15 protein-coding genes are annotated in these 15,623 nt (G+C 56.8%); 5 read left to right on the top strand and 10 right to left on the bottom strand.

What is annotated here, in order from left to right; all coding sequences use genetic code 11:
* Nucleotides 1-69: 69 nt before the first annotated feature.
* The 5 genes from ACYVB2_RS13370 to ACYVB2_RS13350 all read left to right on the top strand — a co-directional run bounded on the left by ACYVB2_RS13370 (nt 70) and on the right by ACYVB2_RS13350 (nt 5,751).
* Nucleotides 70-1,725 (top strand): MBL fold metallo-hydrolase, encoded by a 1,656-nt coding sequence (locus tag ACYVB2_RS13370; protein WP_382433783.1) that lies wholly within the window; start codon nt 70-72, stop codon nt 1,723-1,725.
* The gene (locus ACYVB2_RS13365) at nt 1,718-2,500 is read left to right on the top strand and encodes an rRNA pseudouridine synthase (RefSeq protein ID WP_382433781.1); all 783 of its coding nucleotides are present in this window, start codon (nt 1,718-1,720) and stop codon (nt 2,498-2,500) included. Before ACYVB2_RS13370 ends, ACYVB2_RS13365 begins: the two co-directional genes overlap by 8 nt.
* 63 nt (nt 2,501-2,563) lie before the next feature.
* A complete protein-coding gene (locus ACYVB2_RS13360) occupies nt 2,564-3,070 on the top strand; it encodes an ImmA/IrrE family metallo-endopeptidase (RefSeq protein WP_382433779.1) in 507 nt (168 codons plus the stop codon).
* Between the two features lie 102 nt (nt 3,071-3,172).
* Nucleotides 3,173-5,032, top strand: coding sequence for a sensor histidine kinase (locus ACYVB2_RS13355; RefSeq protein WP_382433777.1), 1,860 nt, complete (start codon nt 3,173-3,175; stop codon nt 5,030-5,032).
* Complete coding sequence (locus ACYVB2_RS13350) at nt 5,026-5,751, top strand: response regulator transcription factor (RefSeq protein ID WP_382433775.1); 726 nt, start codon at nt 5,026-5,028, stop codon at nt 5,749-5,751. The genes ACYVB2_RS13355 and ACYVB2_RS13350 overlap by 7 nt, the downstream gene beginning before the upstream one ends.
* Here the strand turns inward: ACYVB2_RS13350 and ACYVB2_RS13345 are convergent, their stop codons facing one another.
* The 10 genes from ACYVB2_RS13345 to ACYVB2_RS13300 form a co-directional block, all read right to left on the bottom strand.
* Nucleotides 5,752-6,882, bottom strand: coding sequence for an acyl-CoA dehydrogenase family protein (locus ACYVB2_RS13345; RefSeq protein WP_382433773.1), 1,131 nt, complete (start codon nt 6,880-6,882; stop codon nt 5,752-5,754).
* A gap of 22 nt (nt 6,883-6,904) precedes the next feature.
* Nucleotides 6,905-8,098, bottom strand: coding sequence for an acetyl-CoA C-acyltransferase (locus tag ACYVB2_RS13340; RefSeq protein ID WP_460536924.1), 1,194 nt, complete (start codon nt 8,096-8,098; stop codon nt 6,905-6,907).
* A 42-nt stretch (nt 8,099-8,140) separates the two neighbouring features.
* A complete protein-coding gene (can, locus tag ACYVB2_RS13335; protein ID WP_382433769.1) occupies nt 8,141-8,800 on the bottom strand; it encodes a carbonate dehydratase in 660 nt (219 codons plus the stop codon).
* 25 nt (nt 8,801-8,825) lie between these two features.
* A complete protein-coding gene (locus tag ACYVB2_RS13330) occupies nt 8,826-10,016 on the bottom strand; it encodes an isovaleryl-CoA dehydrogenase (RefSeq protein ID WP_382433767.1) in 1,191 nt (396 codons plus the stop codon).
* Between the two features lie 54 nt (nt 10,017-10,070).
* Nucleotides 10,071-10,532, bottom strand: coding sequence for a PaaI family thioesterase (locus ACYVB2_RS13325; RefSeq protein WP_382433765.1), 462 nt, complete (start codon nt 10,530-10,532; stop codon nt 10,071-10,073).
* Nucleotides 10,533-10,566: 34 nt separating this feature from the next.
* On the bottom strand, nt 10,567-10,965 hold the full coding sequence (locus tag ACYVB2_RS13320; protein WP_382433763.1) for a MerR family transcriptional regulator: 399 nt from the start codon (nt 10,963-10,965) through the stop codon (nt 10,567-10,569).
* 120 nt (nt 10,966-11,085) lie between these two features.
* Entirely contained in the window at nt 11,086-11,634 is a 549-nt protein-coding gene (ruvC, locus tag ACYVB2_RS13315; protein WP_382433761.1) for a crossover junction endodeoxyribonuclease RuvC, read from the bottom strand.
* The gene (gene aroE, locus ACYVB2_RS13310; RefSeq protein WP_382433759.1) at nt 11,615-12,493 is read right to left on the bottom strand and encodes a shikimate dehydrogenase; all 879 of its coding nucleotides are present in this window, start codon (nt 12,491-12,493) and stop codon (nt 11,615-11,617) included. The genes ruvC and aroE overlap by 20 nt, the downstream gene beginning before the upstream one ends.
* Nucleotides 12,490-13,350, bottom strand: a complete 861-nt coding sequence (locus ACYVB2_RS13305; protein WP_460536918.1) for an energy transducer TonB — start codon at nt 13,348-13,350, stop codon at nt 12,490-12,492. The genes aroE and ACYVB2_RS13305 overlap by 4 nt, the downstream gene beginning before the upstream one ends.
* Before the next feature lie 9 nt (nt 13,351-13,359).
* Entirely contained in the window at nt 13,360-15,441 is a 2,082-nt protein-coding gene (locus ACYVB2_RS13300) for a ribonuclease catalytic domain-containing protein (protein ID WP_382433755.1), read from the bottom strand.
* Between the last annotated feature and the right edge of the window lie 182 nt (nt 15,442-15,623).

Genomic DNA, 15,623 nt, shown 5'->3' with positions numbered 1-15,623 from the left:
ACCAGAGAGCCGCGAAAAACAAACCAACAGACATCGCATAGCAACACCACCTTGCCCATAATGCAGGCCATGATCCGCCCCAGTCAGCTCCTCCATCCACCCCACACCCCCGCCCCCATCCGCGATGCAGCCACCGTGTTGCTGTTGCGCGACAGTCCCGAGGGCTTGCAGGTGCTCATGACCCGCCGCTCAGACCACGCCAGCTTTGCACCAGGGGCTTATGTCTTTCCTGGTGGCGGCATTGATGCGTTGGATGCGCAATCCCATGCCGCAGCTGCTAGACGCCCTACACAAAACGATCTGCACCTGACCCAGGCCATCGCGGCCATCCGCGAAAGTTTTGAAGAACTGGGCATCTTGCTGGCCCGCCATGCCGATGGCCGCATGGCGGATGACCAAGACATTGCCCGCCTCCACCGCCATGCCCCCTTTGCCGCCCAATGTGCAGCACAAGGACTGACATTGGCCGCCGACACGGTGTATGTGCTGGCGCATTGGACTGGCGCGCGTGAACTGAGCAAACGCTTTGCCGTGCCTTTCTTGGTGGCCCGTATGCCCGAAGGCCAGACACCCATTGCCGATGAACAAGAGCAATTTGAGCCGGTCTGGGTCTCGCCCCAACAGGCGCTCGAACGCCATGCTGCAGGGCAGTTCTTCATGATCTTTCCTACCATCCGCACCTTAGAGCGATTGGCCCGTTTTGCCAACGCAGATGCTGTGCTGGCTGCTGTGGCCCACGAGCAAGCACTGTGGGTCTGCTGCCCACGCGGCGGCCTACTGGCTGGCAAAGAAGTGCACTACATGGAGGACGAGCCCCCCTTTGGCGAGCTGGCTTTGGTGTGCCCTGATGGTCAAGTGCTGCACCCGCTGGACTGGCAAAGTGCCACCCCCGTACCGCTGCTGCGCAATGTGCAGCGCCTCACGGCCCCCAACCCCGGCTTTATGACTGGCCCCGGCACCAACAGCTACCTGGTGGGCGACCCCAGCACCGGCTATATCGCCATCGACCCCGGCCCCGCCGACCATGCGCATCTCGATAAGCTCTGGCGTGCCGCTGGGGGAGACATTCGCGCCATTGTCTGCACCCACTCACATCCTGACCACTCGCCTGGTGCCGCCCCCTTGCAAGCCCTTTGCACCCAGGCCGGGCGGGCCGCGCCACCAATTCTGGGTTTGCCCTCTGCACCCACCGCCCGCGCCGCCAGTGCCTTTACCCCCGATGCTGTGTTGCAACACGGCCAACAACTCACACTGACGGGGCCCACAGGTGAAGTGCGCCACACGCTGCAAGCCGTACACACTCCCGGCCATGCCGCCAACCACCTGTGTTTGCTACAAGAAGAAGATGGCCTGCTGTTCTCTGGAGATCACATTCTCAATGGCAGCACCACCGTCATCGACCCACCCGATGGCAACATGGCCGACTATCTAGACTCGCTCGATCGGCTCGATGCCCTGTGCCTGCAATACGAGGTGGAGTTCATCCTGCCTGCCCACGGCTATGTATTGCACAACGCACGCGGTGCTATAGCCCAACTTCGAGCCCATCGGCTGGCCCGCGAGGCCAAAGTGCTGGCTGCCATGCAGGCACTGCCTGATGGCACAGTGCAAGACTGGGTGGCCCATGCCTATGCCGATGTACCTCCACGGTTGTGGCCGGTGGCCCAACGCTCATTGTTGGCCCATGTCGAACGCATTCGAAGTATGGAGCCGGGCAATGACTGAAAACATCCCCACGGGGCTGGTACGCCTATCCAAGCGTTTGGCACAGCAATTGGGCTGCTCACGCAGTACCGCCGAGCAATATATCGAAGGAGGCTGGGTGAGCATCGATGGCCGCATCGTAGAACTCCCCGGTGCCCGCGTGGCTGCGCAGCAAACCGTCACACTGGCCCCTGATGCCAGCCTGCTGGAGTTGGCTCCCGTTACGCTGCTGTTGCACAAACCACCAGGCTTTGAAGCAGGCCTAGGACAAGAAGCAGGAGCCAGCGCCCACGGCAGCCGTAGCCAAGGTGCGCCTTCGGCCATCACGCTACTGAATGCCGCCTCGCACCTGCCTGAAGATGCATCGGGCACGCGCGTGCTCTTGCGCCATTTCAAGCAATTGCAGTGCTTTACGCCCCTGCCGACGCCCGCCAGTGGTTTGGTGGTGTATACCCAAGACCCACGCATTGCACGCAAACTGGCCGAAGACATCGAGACCCTAGAACAAGAATGTGTGGTGGAAGTGGCAGGCCAAATGGCCGACGGCGGACTGCAAAAGCTCTGCCACGGCCTGAGCTTCAATGGCCGCCCGCTCCCCCCAATCAAAGTGAGTTGGCAAAACGAAACCCGGCTGCGCTTTGCACTCAAAGGCATCCGCCCCGGACAAATTCCGGCCATGTGCGAAGCGGTAGGTTTGCGCGTGCTGGCCATTCGGCGCATCCGTCTCGGACGTGTCCCACTGGCCAAAGTGCCCGAAGGCCAATGGCGCTACCTGCAATCCTGGGAAAAATTCTGAAAAACCTCTCCTCTGAGGGGCTATGGAGGAGGCACTGGACTGGTGCCTCCGATAATGCGCCGCATGGTCATGTTTGCAGAAGGCATTCTCAAGCTCCACTGGAATCAATCGGTGCCTGTGGATGTGGCACACATTGCCCAGAACATGGGCATAGTGCTAGCCCACAGCCCTAGCCCAACGGCGGCCTGTGCCCACCTACAAATCAGCCTACAAAACCAACCTTTGGTCACGCTGGGGCAGCACCACCACCATGAACGACAACGCTACGCCTTGGCCCAGGCGCTAGGGCATGTGGCATTGCACCACCTGCGTCCCGGCTTAGAGCGCAGCATAGAGGTGTCTGATGATTTTTCTATGGATATGCAAACCCGCACCGAGCGTGCAGCCCACCAGTTTGCCCTGCGCCTGCTCATTCCCGAATCCGTACTACGCTTCTGTGTCCAAGACCTGGCCATGAGCGACTTACTAGAGTTGGCCCATGTCTTTGACGTACCTGCAGCACTCATGGGCTGGCGCCTGATGGATTGGCCCCTACCCGCCCCCAGCCCCCCTTCCGCTTCGGCCCCATAAGCCACTCGCACCCCAACCGCGCAGATGCCTCTATCTCCTCTTTGAAAGCACAGTCCACGCACCATGCCACACCATGCCGTACTGCGCTGCAGTGTTGGATGCATGTTTTTGCTCCTGTGCCTGCTACTGGGTGGCATCTCCTGCACCGCACAAGCCTCGCCGCTACCAGTGCAGCGCGAAATGTTTGTCGACCACCACGGTCAGATGTCTTTTGAGCAGGTACAACAACAGGCATTTGCACCGGCACCAGAATTTTTGTCACGGGGATACACCAAAAGCGCACTCTGGCTGCGGGTCACAGTACCGCCCAGCACCGAGCCTCGGCTGGTGGTCTCGGTGCGGCCCTCCCATATCGATCAGTTACACCTCTATCGGCCCGCTGCCCCTTCCGCCCCAACCGACGCCCCCTGGGAAATTCGCCAAGGTGGTGATCTGCTGGCTTACCAACAACGCGAACGCCCCGACCTGACCTACAGCTTCTGGCTATACCCGGCTGCACCACAACAAGCCACCGTGTTTTACGTTCGGCTGCAAAGCAACACCGTACAGGCACTGAATGTACAAGTCCGTACCGAAGCCGATGCCCAACACTTTGAAAGCTTGCAATACCTGTTGGTGGGCGCCTACATCTGCCTGCTACTGGTGCTGGCCTGGATAGCCCTGATGCGGGCACTCATTAGCAAAGACGGCGCTTGGCTAATCAATGGCCTGCTGCAACTGGCTGGTATCGTGCTCACGCTGGCCTTTACGGGTTCTTTGGCCCGATACATCCTGCCCGCACAGCCCTATTGGGTAGACCGCGCCTCCATGCTGGCCGCCTGCGTACACCTGACCTTGGCTTCCCTGATGTATGCCAAGATCAATGCCATTTTTGATGGCAACAGGCTGATCTTTTGGTTGCGTACAGCCGTGGTATTGATACTGTGCTGGGAGGTATGGCAAATTTTTTGGGGTGATCCGCGGCTGGCAATGAAGCTCAACACCAATGCCGTGCTGTTTTATACCCTCATCGGTCTGGCAGATCTGCTGCTGTTCAATATCAACGATCGGCCATTGCGCTGGACTATCCGTGTGTTCTACGGCCTACAAATCAGCTACCTCATTTACCTGTTGTTGCCCATGCTGGGTGTCGGTCAATCAGGCGCGCTGCATGTGCTGCCCAGCACCCTGTTGGTCAACCTGTTTGCTGCTGTGATGCTGCATCTGGTGCTCATGCGCCGAGATGTTCTACAACAACGGGAATACGCCCTGCTGCACGGCCAAATACAGGAGACCCAACGCCGTTTTCAATGGGAACAACAAAAGCTCCAAGAATCGGCCACCTTCATCAACATGCTGTTGCATGAGCTCAAAAGCCCTCTGGCCAGCATCCGCCTGTCGGCCTTGACGCTACAACGCAAACTGGAAGATACCTTTGGTCGGCAACGGCTCGTCCGCATCCAGCAAGCAATTGACAGCATGGATGCTGTGCTCGAACGCTGCCGACAAGTAGACCGGCTCGAACAAGGTCATACCAGCGAACACCCAGAAACACTGGACTTGGTTGCACTGCTGCACGACTACCAGCGCCAGCATAAAAATGCCCATCGGTTGGTGCTGCAACTGCCAAGCAACTTGCCTGTGCAGGCAGACAGCCTGAACGTCAAAACAATGTTCAGCAACCTGCTCGACAATGCCTTGGCCTACTCACCACCAGACAGTCTGGTAGAAGTCCAACTGCTCAGTTCAAAAACACCGCCACGCTGGCATCTGGTGGTGCGCAACCTGCCTGGGCGCGCTGGTTATCCTGATGCCCAGCAGATCTTCCAAAAGTATTACCGTGCCAATGCAGCCCACCACGCCACCGGTTCAGGCTTAGGTCTGTACTTGGTACAACAAATCGCCCAACGCGGTGGTGGGCAGGTTCAGTACCGGCAAGATGGCATGTGGATCACATTCACGCTGGAGTATCCCCGTTGTTAAACGCTCACCCTGTCCATGCCCATGCTGACCACCCTTTGTCTATTGTGGTGGTAGAAGACAATGAATTGCTGCAAGAAGAATTGCTGGCATTTCTAGAACGACCCGGATGGCAATTGCGGGGCGTAGACTCGGGCGAACAACTCGACGCCGCACTGAACGAGGAACCCGCCGATATCCTGATTCTTGATCTGAACCTGCCTGAAGAAGACGGATTGAGTATCGCTCAACGAATGCGTGCCGCAATGCCCCACATTGGCATCGTCATGTTGACAGCACGCAAACTGTCCCAAGACAAAATCTCAGGCTATGAATCGGGTGCCGATGTCTATCTGACCAAACCCGCCAACATCAACGAATTGGAGGCTGTGATTGCCAGCCTGGCACGCCGGGTACAACGCTCCCCCCAAATCGAACTGGTGCTTGACCTGGGCCACCAGCAGTTGATACGGTCTGAGCAACAAAGTTTGTCACTCAGCATGACAGAAATCCAGCTGTTGCGAGAATTGGCGCTGGCCCCCCAACGGCGCATGGACACCGACATGCTGCTCCAGCGCATCAACCAACAAAGCAACAGCCACCTGAACCGTGAAAACCTCGCCGTGCTCATCAGCCGATTGCGCAGCAAAATGACCCAAATGCTGAACCTATCCCACAGCATCAAGGCCATCCGGGGGTTTGGCTACCAGCTCAACTCCAGAATCGTGGTGCGAGCCCCTTGATCAGGCCAATGCCCGCTGGATAATGATTTTCTGCACATCGCTGGTGCCTTCGTAGATTTGGCAGACACGCACATCCCGGTAAATGCGCTCCACCGGAAAATCATTGACCACGCCATAACCGCCCAGTGTTTGGATAGCAGCACTGCACACCCGTTCGGCCATCTCACTGGCAAAGAGTTTGGCCATCGCTGCCTCTTTCAGGCAAGGACGACCGGCATCGCGCAAACTGGCCGCATGCCAAATCAGCTGGCGTGCCGCCTCTAATTGCGTAGCGCAATCAGCCAAACGAAAACCCACTGCCTGATGATTAAAAATGGCGGTGCCAAAGCTCTCGCGTTGCTTGGCATACTGCACTGCCAGCTCCAAGGCACTACGCGCCATGCCTACGCTTTGTGCGGCAATGCCAATACGCCCACCTTCCAAAGCAGAAAGGGCGATTTTGTAACCCTCGCCTTCCGCGCCAATCAGGTTGTCGGCTGGAATACGGCATTGGTCAAAATTGATCTGTGCCGTATCGCTGCTGTGCTGGCCCAGTTTGTCCTCTAGGCGTGCCACCACATAGCCAGGGGTGCTGGTGGGCACGATAAAGGCGCTCATGCCTTTTTTGCCAGCCGCCTTATCGGTCACGGCAATCACGATGGCCACTTGGCCGTTTTGACCGCTGGTAATGAACTGCTTCACACCGTTGATGACATAGCCATCACCCTCACGGGTCGCCGTAGTGCGCAACGCCGAAGCATCAGAGCCTACATGGGGCTCCGTCAGGCAAAACGCGCCCAGCATCTCGCCACGGGCCAAGGGTGTGAGCCACTGGCGCTGCTGTTGGGCATTGCCATAACGCATCAAGATGGCATTGACTGGGCAATTGGTCACGCTGATGGCAGTGCTGGTGCCGCCATCGCCCGCCGCAATCTCTTCCAACACCAGCGCCAGCGTGACATAGTCGAGGTTGGCTCCGCCGAGTTCTTCGGGCACGCAAATGCCGTAGGCTCCCAGTGCTGCCAGCCCTTGGTGCGCTTCTTTAGGAAAGTGGTGCTCCTTGTCCCAGCGGGCAGCATGGGGCCAGAGCTCGCGCTGTGCAAAATCGCGCACAGCATCACGAATCATCTCCTGATCTTGGGTCAGCAGCATGGGGGTCTCCTGAGCCTAGAACTTACAGCAGCTCAATGGCAACCGCTGTGGCTTCCCCGCCACCAATGCACAAGGCAGCCACGCCTTTTGTCAGGCCACGGGCTTGCAGTGCATAAATCAACGTCACTATGATGCGCGCACCACTGGCCCCAATAGGGTGGCCCAAAGCACAAGCGCCACCGTTCACATTCACTTTGTCATGCGGCAGGTTCAGATCGTGCATCAACGCCATAGGAACCACGGCAAAGGCTTCGTTGATCTCCCACAAATCCACATCGGCAGCACTCCACCCTGCTTTGGCTAGCACCTTTTGTGTGGCCCCAAGGGGGGCCGTGGCAAACCATTCTGGCTCTTGGGCGTGGGTGGCATGGGCCACGATACGCGCCAGCGGCTTGGCACCGAGTTGTTGGGCTGTAGAGGCGCGCGCCAACACCAATGCAGCCGCACCGTCGTTAATGCTCGAACTGGAAGCGGCCGTGATGGTGCCGTCTTTTTTGAAGGCAGGCTTGAGTTGGGGAATTTTGTCGAGCTTGATTTTGCCCGGGCCTTCGTCTTTGGAGACGACAACCTCACCTGCGCGTGTTTGCAGGGTGACAGGGGCAATCTCGGCCGCAAAAGCGCCCGAGGCAATGGCGGCTTGGGCGCGTTGCACACTGGCAGTAGCAAAAGCATCTTGCTGCGCTTTGCTAAAGCTGTATTTGGCGGCACAGTCTTCGCCAAACGTACCCATCGAGCGGCCCGGCTGGTAGGCATCTTCGAGGCCATCGAGCATCATGTGGTCAAAAATGCGGTCGTGGCCGATGCGATAACCGCCCCGGCCTTTTTGCAGCAGGTAGGGGGCGTTGGTCATGCTTTCCATGCCACCGGCCACCATCACATCGTGTGTGCCGGCCAACAACATATCGTGGGCAAACATGGCCGCCTTCATGCCCGAGCCGCACATTTTGGACAGCGTGACCGCTCCAGCTTCTTTGGGTAATCCGCCCTTGAAGGCGGCTTGGCGTGCCGGGGCTTGGCCTTGGCCTGCCATCAGGCAATTGCCAAACAACACTTCGCCCACGGCAGAGGGGGCCACGCCGGCACGGGCTACGGCGGCGGCAATAGCAACACCACCCAAATCATGGGCAGCAATGCCAGAAAAATCACCCTGAAAAGAGCCCATCGGGGTGCGGGCTGCGCCCAAAATAACAATGGATTCGGTAGTTGGGGATGTCATAGTGTTGTCTCCTGTAGTTTGGTTTTGTATTTTTGGGCGTATTTAGCAACGGCCTTCGGCCACCCCTGCTATGGCGGCACGGTAGAGGCTCTCAAACCCCTCGTTGCTGCTGACAGACATGTGCAGGTTGTTGATCAGCCCATCTTTCAGGCCATAGCACCAGCCGTGCAGCGTCACTTGCTGGCCGCGTGCCCAAGCATCTTGCAGCACCGTGGTTTGGGCAATATTGACCACCTGCTCAATGGCATTGAGTTCGCACAAAGCATCATGGCGGGACTCGGGGGCCATGCGGGCCAGCAAATCACGGTGGCGGTCACGCACGTCCTTGACGTGGCGAATCCAGTTATCGGCCAAGCCAACGCGAATATCTTCTAAAGCCGCCAGCACGCCACCGCAACCGTAGTGACCCACCACCATCAGGTGTTCCACCTTGAGTTGATCCACTGCGTATTGGATGGTAGACAGGCAATTGAGATCGGTGGGCACCACCACATTAGCCACATTACGGTGCACAAACACTTCACCCGGCTCCAAGCCAGTGATTTGATTGGCAGGCACCCGGCTGTCAGAGCAGCCCACCCACATATAGCGCGGCTTTTGCTGCGCCATCAGGTTGGTAAAGAAGCCCGGCCGATCCCGCTCCATCTGCGCTGCCCAAGCACGGTTGTTGTCAAACAGTTGGCTAATGGAGGGGTTATGCATCACGGGACTCCTTCAAAGTAGAAAATTAACAGGTCTCGGCAAACAGCTCTCGGCCAATCAGCATGCGGCGGATTTCGCTGGTGCCAGCGCCAATCTCATAGAGCTTGGCATCACGCCACAAACGGCCCAAGGGATACTCATTGATGTAGCCATTGCCACCAAAGATCTGAATGCCATCGCCCGCCATTTTCGTGGCTTGTTCAGCACACCACAAAATCACGCTGGCACAGTCCTTACGCACTTGGCGGACATGGTCAGTGCCCAACATGTCCAGATTCTTAGCCACGGTATAAGCAAACGAGCGCCCCGCTTGCAGCACGGTGTACATGTCAGCCACCTTGCCTTGGATAAGCTGAAACTCGCCAATACTCTGACCAAACTGCTTACGGTCATGGATGTAAGGCACCACGTTGTCCATCACAGCCTGCATGATGCCCAGCGGGCCACCGGTGAGCACAGCACGCTCGTAATCCAAGCCGCTCATCAGCACCTTGGCCCCGCCATTGACGTTGCCCAAAATGTTCTGCGCGGGCACCTCCACGTTTTCAAACACCAGCTCGCCCGTGTGGCTACCGCGCATCCCCAGTTTGTCCAGCTTTTGCGCAATACTGAAGCCCTTCATGCCCTTTTCGATCAAAAAGGCCGTGACGCCACGCGCCCCCAACTCTGGCTCGGTCTTGGCATAAACCACCAACGTATCCGCATCGGGGCCATTGGTGATCCACATCTTGTTGCCATTGAGCAGGTAGTAGCCCCCCTTGTCTTCGGCCTTCAACTTCATGCTGATAACGTCAGAGCCTGCACCCGGTTCACTCATCGCCAAGGCACCAACATGCTCACCGCTGATCAGCTTGGGCAGGTACTTTTGCCGTTGTTCGGCATTGCCATTGCGGTTGATTTGGTTCACACACAGGTTCGAGTGTGCGCCATAGCTCAAGCCCACCGAAGCACTGGCACGAGAAATTTCTTCCATCGCCACCATGTGGGCCAGATAGCCCATGTCAGCACCACCGTACTCCTCAGACACCGTGATACCCAGCACGCCCAAGTCGCCCATCTTGCGCCACAAATCCATTGGGAACTGATCGCTATGGTCGATTTCGGCAGCACGGGGAGCGATTTCGGCTTGGGCAAAGTCGCGCACAGCATCGCGCAGGGCATCAATGTCTTCGCCCAGTTGAAAGTTGAGGCCGGGCAAGTTGGCGGGAAGGCTCATCGCAATGTCTCCTGATGTGTAGGTATGAAAGGAAGAAAAGATGCTCGAAACGATTCAGTAGCGCACATCTGGACGGCCTGTGACCGCCATCAAGGTGCAATGCATGGTGGCTACCAACTTCTCTTGGCCATCCGCCAAGGCATACGCCCGACCCTCAGCCACAGTGATAGTGCGGCCCGGCTTGAGCACCCGGCCTTCCATGCGAAAGCGTTTGCCCAGCGCCGGAGCCAGCAAATTGATCTTGAACTCAATGGTCAGCACCTCGGCATCGGCAGCCATGAGAGTGAAGGCGGCGTAGCCACAAGCAGAATCTAGTGCGGTAGACACCATGCCTGCATGCAAAAAGCCATGTTGCTGGGTTAATGCCGCTGCCCAATCCAGCCCGATATCCACAGCACCGGGCGCCACATGCTCCAACCGCGCACCCAAAGTATGCATCGCCTGCTGACGGGCAAAGCTGTCACTCACCCGCTGGAGATATTGAGGATCACGTGGCTCAAAAACAGCTTCTGCCATGCCAGCTCCTGAATTACGTTTACGTAAACGTCAATTATGGCTGATTTTTGTCCATCTTCGCTAGCAGCGCACGGGCTTCTTTTTCGTGCTCCTTGATTTCGTCAAGGTTCGCTTGCAAATCGGCCATCTGCTCTTCCAGCTGGCAACGATGCCCCGCCAGCACACTGAGAAACTTGCGCAATTGCACGCCAGTGTCGCGGGGGCTGTCATACAGATCAATAATTTCTTTCGCCTCGGACAGCGACAGTCCCAAACGCTTGGCCCGCAGCGTCAACTTCAGACGGGTACGATCACGGTTACTGTAGAGACGATTACGACCGCCAGGGCCAGTGCGCTCCGGTTGGAGCAGACCCATGTCCTCATAGAAGCGCATCGCACGGGTCGTGAGGTCAAACTCTTTGGCAAGGTCGCTGATAGTGTAAGTAGTGGCCATGGTAATGTGTCTGAAAGACCGGACGTGCGGGGATAGGCAGCCCTCGGCCATGCAATAGGCATCGCGCAGGCGTGGGTGGTGTGCGCGCTTTGATGCCAATGTTACAAGGCATCGTCAGTATCAGTAACTGCGCCCCGCCTTAAACATCGCGTGTTGGCGACGTTGCAAAGTCGTAGAGGCGCCCAGTCGGGCCATGGCGGCACCGGCATGAGCATGGGTAATGGCCAACCCCAAGGCATCGGCAGCATCGGTGCCTGGCAAACCAGGTAGCTCCAACAAACGGCGCACCATCTCCTGCACTTGAGACTTGGCTGCACGACCGTGCCCCACAACGGCTTTCTTCATCTGCAGTGCGGTGTATTCAGCCACCGGCAAATCACAAGCCACCAATGCCGTAATACAGGCACCGCGCGCCTGTCCCAGCAAAAGCGTCGACTGTGGATTGACGTTGACAAACACAATTTCTACCGCGGCGGCATCTGGCTGGTAACGCGCCACCACCTCGCCAATCCCGTCGAACAACACCTTGAGCCGCCCCGGCAAATTCCCCAGTGCTAAACCTGTCGTGCGAATAGTGCCACTGGCCACATAACTAGCAGCCTGCCCCTGCACATCAATGACCCCGAAACCGGTGGTTTGCAAGCCAGGATCAATGCCCAGAATGCGCATGACCTGCTGCCAAGGAAGGCGCCACCAACAGCGCGCGCAACTCAGCCAATACCTGCGCTCCCGGAGGACGCACACCACGCCAAATGGCAAAAGCTTCTGCGGCCTGCTCTACCAACATTCCCAAGCCATCACGGGCCTGGGCACCGTGGGTGCTCGCCCAATCCAAAAAACCTTGGGCCGCAGGGCCATACATCATGTCATAAGCCAGCGCCCCAGAACGCAACACGGTTGCTGCTACTGGCACGGCATCACCCACCAAACTACTGGCACTGGCATTGATCACCAAATCAAAATCAGCCTCTAACGCCAGTGGGCTTGTAGCAAGTAATTCGGTATGGTTGGCTACAGCCAACGCCGCATGGGCGGCCACCAGCGTCTGGGCACGCGACAACGTTCGATTAGCCACCACAACACAGCGCGGCTTGGCCGCCAACAATGGCCCCAATGCACCTGCTGCGGCACCACCCGCACCAATCAACAACACATCGCGCCCGGCCAAATCGAAACCCGCGTTCTGCGTCAAATCTGCCACCAAACCCAAGCCATCGGTATTGTCAGCGACGATGGCTCCTGCGCTAAAAGTCAGCGTATTGGCCGCTCCAGCCAACAGCACACGCTCGCTGCAATGGCTAGCCAGACCTGCCGCCTCTAACTTGAATGGCACTGTCACATTGCAACCACAGCCCCCCGTAGCCGCAAAATCGTGAACGGCCTGGGCAAAACCTGTCAATGACACCAAACGGCGCTCATAACGCAGCGCCTCTCCTGTCAACTCAGCAAAACGGGCATGTATCCAAGGTGAACGGCTATGCTCTACCGGATTGCCCATCACACAATAAAGATCAGCATTACCACTCATTGCACATGGGTCTCCAACGTCTGATCACGCGTAAACTTGAAGCGTGACACCACAGCAATCTGATCGGCCTGACTACGCATAGCCTGACCAAAAGGCTCAAAAGGCCCAGCGGCTCGAGCAATCGCCTCGGCACGACGATCGAGCAAGGAATTGCCAGAACTCTGCACCACCTCTGTCTCCAGCACACGACCATCATGATTCACGGTCACAATCATGGTCAACTCACCATAGATTTTTTGCCCATTCCTCTCCGGAAAGTTAGCCGTCCCTTTATCCTCTACCTTGCGGCGCATCGTATCGTAGTAAACGGCATAAACTTCATTGCGCGTGGCAGGACTGATGTAACGCTTCTTGGGTCGGGCATTCTCATCATTGATGCGCTTTTCAATCTCAGCCAACAGCTTCAACAACTGACGGCGTTTTTCTTCCTGCTCTTCAGGCGCACGGCCAGCAACCACATTTTGTGGATCAGAGGGTGGCAAGGCCGCCAGCTGTTGGCGCAACTGTGCCAACAGCCGCATCTGCTGTACCTGTAAAGCATCTAACTGGCGTTGTGCCTCTTCGTAGTCATCACCTACCTTGGTCAAAGCCGAATAAGGCAACGGACTGCTAGCCCGCCCTTGGGCAGCCTCTCCCCCCCCTGCCAAGGCATGTTGAGCAATCGCCTGCGCTTGGTCAGGACGCTCATCTGAACGGGCATTGACCAGAATCACCTCCAGAGGCGTATCCTGAAATACCCGATGAAAAGCTTCAGGGTGAACAAAACGCACTGTCAACAGCCCTGCATGCAGGGCAACCAACATTGTCAGTGCCCACTGCAACGTGTTGAAGGAAGAAAAAAAGGCTGGTGATTTCACGGAGGCAGATTATCCGACGCTGGGCGCCATCGGCACACTGTTTTCTGCGTCTGCATCACTCAGATCTACAGCAATCGCAATCGGCCCTGCAGTAGCGGCATCCTCTTCGTCCTCACCTTCTGCAGCCATTGCAGAAGAATCCACAGGGTTGTCTAAACGCTCCAACACCGTGCCATGCACATCCAATGCCATTTCATCAATGGCACCCAACTTGACACGCAAACGAGCGCCGCGTGGCAAATTCTGTGCCCCCAAAACAGCAAAGACCAATGGCAAGGTATCGGCACGGACTAAACAATCGCCACCAGGCACATCCTTGATGACGGTGGCTTCGAGCTCGGTGATTGCATTTTGCTGCAAATATTTGAGCGTCCAAAAACGCTCCATACTGGCCTGATAACTGTTGTAGGCACCATAAGTAGCATCAAAACTGCTAATGATAGAAAACAACTCGGCACTTTTGGGTTTGAAAGGTGCGGCCAGTGCAGCCATGTTGCCGTGGCGCACACAGGCAATAATCTGCCATTGATTGACCAAATCGACATAACGGCGCAACGGCGATGTAGCCCAAGCATAGCTCTTCACACCAATACCTGCATGGGGCAATGCCTTCGTGCCCATACGCACCTTGACCCCTGGTGCCATGCTAGCCTGACTGCGGTAGATACCAGGCACCCCCAACTCTGCCAACCAAGCACCCCAAGTACTGTTAGCCACAATCGCCGCCTCCGCCACGATCAGATCCAGGGGTGCGCCACGCTGACGGGTCGTGATCTGTACGGTCTCAGAACCATCAGGCTCAGCGCCGTCGTTGCCCTGCAAACGGAAGTTGTAATCGGGTCGATTAAAATTTTCCGGCTTACCGCGTACCACTTCCCGTTGGGCTTTGAGCTGCTTGGCCAATCGGTACAAAAATGCCAATTGCTCGCGCAAACAAAGCAATGCTTCTGGCGTCTCTGGAACCTGCACAGATGGATCGGTCAACCACCCTTCCGTCACAATATGGTCGAGTCGATCGTGGCGTAAATTGACCGCCACCGGCACACGCTCCAGCTTCGTTTCCGTCCCAATGATTTCAAGGCTCTCCTCATTGATCGTGACGTACAAAGAGACTGCCGGGTTGGCACGCCCCTCATCCAAGGTATAGATCTGCACCACTGCATCGGGCAACATAGTGATCTTGTACCCTGGCATATACACCGTAGACAAGCGATTGCGCCCCAACTGGTCTAGTGACGATCCCGGCACCATCGCCAAACCGGGCGCAGCAATATGAATACCCAACACCACCGTTCCTGTCCCTAACCCCTGAACCGACAACGCATCATCAATTTCGGTGGTATGCGAATCGTCAATGGAATAGGCCTGTACCGGAGCCAGCGGCAAATCTTCTGGTGGTTGGGGTGCCTCTAGGGTGGGGAAACCTGTACCCTTAGGAAAGTTATCAAACAAGAACCGCTGCCAATGGAATTGGTATGCAGAATCTATGGCTCCCGCTTGCTGTAACAACACCAGAGGAGCGGTATGGGTAGACCGGCTGGCCTCCACTACGGCCTTGTACTCTGGCGCATTCTTGTCAGGCTTGAACAGGATTTTGTACAACTGATCACGAATTGGTTGTGGACAATCCCCTTGCCCCAAAGCCTGTGCCCAATCAGCCACCTGCTGCAAAATGGCTTTTTTCTTTTCAATGGCCGCCAAAGCCTGTTGCAAAACATCTGCCGACGCCTTTTTGAAACGTCCTTTGCCCGCCCGCCGAAAATAGTGCGGAGACTCATGCATACAGAACAAGGCACCCGCCTGCTGAGCCAATGTAGCCTGCTCAGAAAAATAGTCGCGCGCTAAATCGGCAAAACCAAACTCCTCTTCAGGGGCAAACTCCCATGCCAAATCCAGTTCGATACTGGAAGCCACGGCCTGTGCTTGAAGCATCAGCTCTGTGGGAGAGGGCTTATCAAACTTCAGCAGAATGTGGGTAGCCTTGACTTTGACCCGTTTGCCAGACTCAAGCTCCACTTGAGCCGAAGTATCAGTTTCAGAGAGGATACGACCGGCCAAGAATTTGCCGGAATCTTCAAACAATGCATGCATGGTCATATTCTCCCATGCACTCACCGAAAAGATGCGATTTATTAGAGCAGGCGCAAAAAAAGCGAACCCCCTCTGACCGTAGAGATCAGAGGGGGTAGCTTGAATAATGAGCCTGACGATGACCTACTTTCACACGGGAACCCGCACTATCATCGGCGCGAAGTCGTTTCACTGTCCTGTTC

This window comes from Giesbergeria giesbergeri, assembly GCF_054779375.1.
This window is presented reverse-complemented; position numbering and strand designations above follow the sequence as displayed.

Bases quoted from the DNA above. Each gene is read 5' to 3' on its own strand.
- ACYVB2_RS13370 (WP_382433783.1), top strand. From the start codon at position 70: ATGATCCGCCCCAGTCAGCTCCTCCATCCACCCCACACCCCCGCCCCC.
- ACYVB2_RS13365 (WP_382433781.1), top strand. From the start codon at position 1,718: ATGACTGAAAACATCCCCACGGGGCTGGTACGCCTATCCAAGCGTTTG.
- ACYVB2_RS13360 (WP_382433779.1), top strand. From the start codon at position 2,564: ATGGTCATGTTTGCAGAAGGCATTCTCAAGCTCCACTGGAATCAATCG.
- ACYVB2_RS13355 (WP_382433777.1), top strand. From the start codon at position 3,173: ATGTTTTTGCTCCTGTGCCTGCTACTGGGTGGCATCTCCTGCACCGCA.
- ACYVB2_RS13345 (WP_382433773.1), bottom strand. From the start codon at position 6,882: ATGCTGCTGACCCAAGATCAGGAGATGATTCGTGATGCTGTGCGCGAT.
- ACYVB2_RS13340 (WP_460536924.1), bottom strand. From the start codon at position 8,098: ATGACATCCCCAACTACCGAATCCATTGTTATTTTGGGCGCAGCCCGC.
- can (WP_382433769.1), bottom strand. From the start codon at position 8,800: ATGCATAACCCCTCCATTAGCCAACTGTTTGACAACAACCGTGCTTGG.
- ACYVB2_RS13330 (WP_382433767.1), bottom strand. From the start codon at position 10,016: ATGAGCCTTCCCGCCAACTTGCCCGGCCTCAACTTTCAACTGGGCGAA.
- ACYVB2_RS13325 (WP_382433765.1), bottom strand. From the start codon at position 10,532: ATGGCAGAAGCTGTTTTTGAGCCACGTGATCCTCAATATCTCCAGCGG.
- ACYVB2_RS13320 (WP_382433763.1), bottom strand. From the start codon at position 10,965: ATGGCCACTACTTACACTATCAGCGACCTTGCCAAAGAGTTTGACCTC.
- ruvC (WP_382433761.1), bottom strand. From the start codon at position 11,634: ATGCGCATTCTGGGCATTGATCCTGGCTTGCAAACCACCGGTTTCGGG.
- aroE (WP_382433759.1), bottom strand. From the start codon at position 12,493: ATGAGTGGTAATGCTGATCTTTATTGTGTGATGGGCAATCCGGTAGAG.
- ACYVB2_RS13300 (WP_382433755.1), bottom strand. From the start codon at position 15,441: ATGCATGCATTGTTTGAAGATTCCGGCAAATTCTTGGCCGGTCGTATC.